The organism is Collimonas sp., assembly GCF_044339385.1.
Lineage (GTDB): Bacteria > Pseudomonadota > Gammaproteobacteria > Burkholderiales > Burkholderiaceae_D > Collimonas.
Genome location: NZ_JBIIVN010000214.1, coordinates 1 through 3,400 on the forward strand (window position 1 = coordinate 1; position 3,400 = coordinate 3,400).

Here is a 3,400-nt window from a genome sequence, read left to right on the forward strand (position 1 = left end):
CGTTGCACGGCTAGCTCCTTAAACTCCGCCGTGTACATCTGTTTTGGTATCTTCTTCATTGCTGGTCTTTCCAAAGGATCGTTGATTTTACGTTACCTATGGAAGACTAAATTTCGGGGGAAGCTCAGAAGACTAAATTTCGGGGGAAGCTCAGATTGCCAGACAGCGTGTTCATGACAAAACCTTGTCTGATTCGGACACTGCATTTGGCGGCGATGGATAATTTTTTTTATATTTCCGTATTTTGGGCGCTAACAAAAAATGTAAAAAAAGACAGTGTATTCGCAGCGTCTCTTTAGCTGACGATGTATTTAGTGATGTGAGGAAATTGAATGGCAAATATTTGATGTCCGTTTTTGACAAGGTGTTGAGAGTCGTATTCAAACAACGGATCGCCGCGCCTTATTTGTAGGCCAGAATATCTTCTCGTCTCGTCTCGTGCAGAGCCCGAGGCGATCATGGTCGATGCGCCGTCCGGCTAGCTACAACTCGCGTGCAATTCGGTACATGCAGTCGGCCTGGATAAGTAAAACTAAGTGAGACCCGCAACTAGGTGAGACCCGCAAAGTTTACTGTGATTTTTTACGTCGCACATGGAATCGGATATATTGCGACTGCCGCCGACTCACAACTGCAAGCTACCCCGCCATGAATATTGCCGAACTGTTTTTCCTTGCCGCCATCTGGGGCGCGTCGTTTCTGTTCATGCGCGTCGGAGCGCCAGAGTTTGGCCCAGTGCCGCTGATTGCGTTGAGAGTCGGAATCGCCGCGCTGGTATTGTTGCCAGTGATGCGCTCGGCAACGGCCCGCAAGCACATGTACAACAAAGCCTGGCCTCTGTTGCTGGTCGGCGTCGCCAATTCGGCGCTGCCATTCTGCCTTTTTGCTTACTCCACCTTGCATGTCAGCGCCGGCTTCGATTCGATCCTCAATGCAACCACGCCATTGTGGACTGGCCTGATTGCGTTCTTGTGGTTGAAAGTGCCGATGAGCAAGGCGCAGGGACTCGGCCTGGTGGTCGGCATGATTGGCGTCATCACATTGGTATGGGATAAAATCGGCGATGGTTTGCCGAGCGTCTGGCTGGCGATTGGCGCAGTGCTCCTGGCTACCTTGTCGTACGGGTTCGCCATCAACTACTCGAAAATCCGGCTAGCCGGTGTGCCGCCCTTTGTGGTGGCTTTCGGGAGTTAGTTTTTCGCAACCCTGATATTGCTGCCGCTGGCGATATGCTATTGGCCAACTGCGGCTGTCTCAATGAATGCCTGGTATGCAGTGCTTGCACTGGGCGTGCTTTGTACAGGCGTGGCATATGTGATTTTCTACCGGTTGCTGGAACAAGCCGGTGCCGCCTCGGTAACTTTACTGATACCGATCTTCGGCGTCATCTGGGGCGCCTTGTTTTTGCAGGAGCAGGTTACTGCGACCATGCTGCTTGGTTGCCTCATAGTCCTGCTCGGCACTGCGTTGGCTACCGGCAAGCTCAATCCTATGCGTTTGCTCAGGTTATGAGTCATTTTTCGCGCGATAACGGGTTAGGCCGCTCAATCAAGCCGTAAATTTTAGTCCGATAGTCCCACTGGAAACTTGTAATCTGCGGTGCGCAGCGCCTCCAGGTGTGATTTTCGAGGTGTGAAGGGTATTAGAGGCGCGCTTCTATGGTATAATCAAGAGCTAAATTCACTGTTTTCGCGGGCTCGAACCCGTCCTGGATCATGCTTAAAACGCTCTACGACAAACTCTGGGAATCTCACGTCGTCCATACCGAATCGGATGGCACGGCGATTCTGTACATCGATCGGCATCTGTTGCACGAAGTTACCAGTCCTCAGGCATTTGAAGGGCTCAAGCTTGCCGGTCGTAAGCCATGGCGGCTGCCTGCCAATCTCATGGTGGCGGACCATAACGTGCCTACCACTGATCGTGCCCACGGTATTGCCGATCCGATTTCGCGCCTGCAGGTCGAAACCCTCGACGCCAATGCGAAGAGTTACGGCCTGACGTATTTCGGCATGAATGACCACCGCCAGGGTATCGTCCACGTGATCGGGCCTGAGCAAGGTGCAACGCTGCCCGGCATGACCGTGGTCTGCGGCGATTCGCACACATCGACGCATGGCGCCTTCGGCTGTCTGGCGCATGGCATCGGCACTTCCGAAGTCGAGCATGTGCTGGCAACGCAAACTTTGCTGGCTAAAAAATCCAAATCAATGCTGGTGCAGGTCGATGGCAACATTCCCAATGGCGTCACCGCCAAGGATATTGTGCTGGCCGTGATCGGCCAGATCGGCACTGCCGGTGGCACTGGCTATGCAATCGAATTCGCCGGCTCGGCAATTCGTGCGTTATCGATGGAAGGTCGTATGACAGTCTGCAACATGGCGATTGAGGCCGGTGCCCGTGCCGGCATGATCGCGGTGGACGATACCACCCTCAATTACGTCAAGGGACGGCCGTTTTCGCCCGCTGGGCCGCATTGGGAGCGCGCCGTCTCGTACTGGCGCACACTGCATTCCGACCCGGGCGCCAAATTCGATATGGTCGTCACCCTGAACGCCGCTGAGATCAAGCCGCAGGTGACCTGGGGCACGTCGCCCGAGATGGTGGTCGCAGTTGATGGCCGGGTGCCAGATCCAGACAAGGAAAAAGATCCAACCAAGCGTGACGGCATGGAAAAGGCGCTGGCGTACATGACCCTCAAGCCGAACACGGCAATCGAAGACATCCGTATCGACAAGGTATTCATCGGTTCCTGCACCAATTCGCGCATCGAGGATTTGCGCGCGGCAGCTGCCGTGGTGCGCGGCAAGTTCCGCGCTTCCAACGTCAAGTTAGCGATGGTGGTGCCGGGTTCCGGGTTGGTCAGGGAGCAAGCTGAGCGTGAAGGCCTGGATCGGATTTTTAAGGACGCCGGTTTCGAATGGCGTGAGCCGGGTTGTTCGATGTGTCTGGCCATGAACGCCGATCGTCTGGAACCGGGCGAACGCTGCGCGTCTACGTCGAACCGCAATTTCGAAGGACGGCAGGGCGCTGGTGGTCGCACCCATCTGGTCAGCCCGGCGATGGCAGCGGCGGCAGGCATTGCCGGGCATTTTGTCGATGTGCGTTCCCTTTGAACTTGCCATAGAACTGTCACGGAAAGTCTCTAGATGATGAGAAAAGTAGCGACGTTGTGTGCCTTGCTGACTGCTGACTGCTGGCTTCATGCTGTCGGCATGCAATACAGTGCATGGTTTTGGTCAGGATATTCAGCGGGTCGGTGAAAAAATTCAAGGCAAGTTGAGCTTCCCCCGAAATTTAGTCTTCCATAGGTAACGTAAAATCAACGATCCTTTGGAAAGACCAGCAATGAAGAAGATACCAAAACAGATGTACACGGCGGAGTTCAAGGAGCTAGCCG

Annotated in this window: 2 protein-coding genes and 1 pseudogene; all 3 read left to right on the forward strand. The window is 54.4% G+C overall.

Annotated elements, in window-relative coordinates; all coding sequences use genetic code 11:
* Positions 1-648: 648 nt before the first annotated feature.
* Positions 649-1,512 (forward strand): annotated as a pseudogene (locus tag ACIQ0R_RS11985) (DMT family transporter).
* A 203-nt stretch (positions 1,513-1,715) separates the two neighbouring features.
* Positions 1,716-3,116 (forward strand): 3-isopropylmalate dehydratase large subunit, encoded by a 1,401-nt coding sequence (gene leuC / locus ACIQ0R_RS11990; protein ID WP_395827713.1) that lies wholly within the window; start codon positions 1,716-1,718, stop codon positions 3,114-3,116.
* An 88-nt stretch (positions 3,117-3,204) separates the two neighbouring features.
* Positions 3,205-3,315 carry an entericidin A/B family lipoprotein gene (locus tag ACIQ0R_RS11995; RefSeq protein ID WP_395827717.1) on the forward strand — a complete coding sequence of 37 codons (111 nt, stop codon included), beginning with the start codon at positions 3,205-3,207 and terminating at the stop codon, positions 3,313-3,315.
* Positions 3,316-3,400: the final 85 nt, after the last annotated feature.

Excerpts from the sequence above, each read along its gene's own strand:
- leuC (WP_395827713.1), top strand. The coding sequence starts at position 1,716 with ATGCTTAAAACGCTCTACGACAAACTCTGGGAATCTCACGTCGTCCAT.
- ACIQ0R_RS11995 (WP_395827717.1), top strand. The coding sequence starts at position 3,205 with ATGCTGTCGGCATGCAATACAGTGCATGGTTTTGGTCAGGATATTCAG.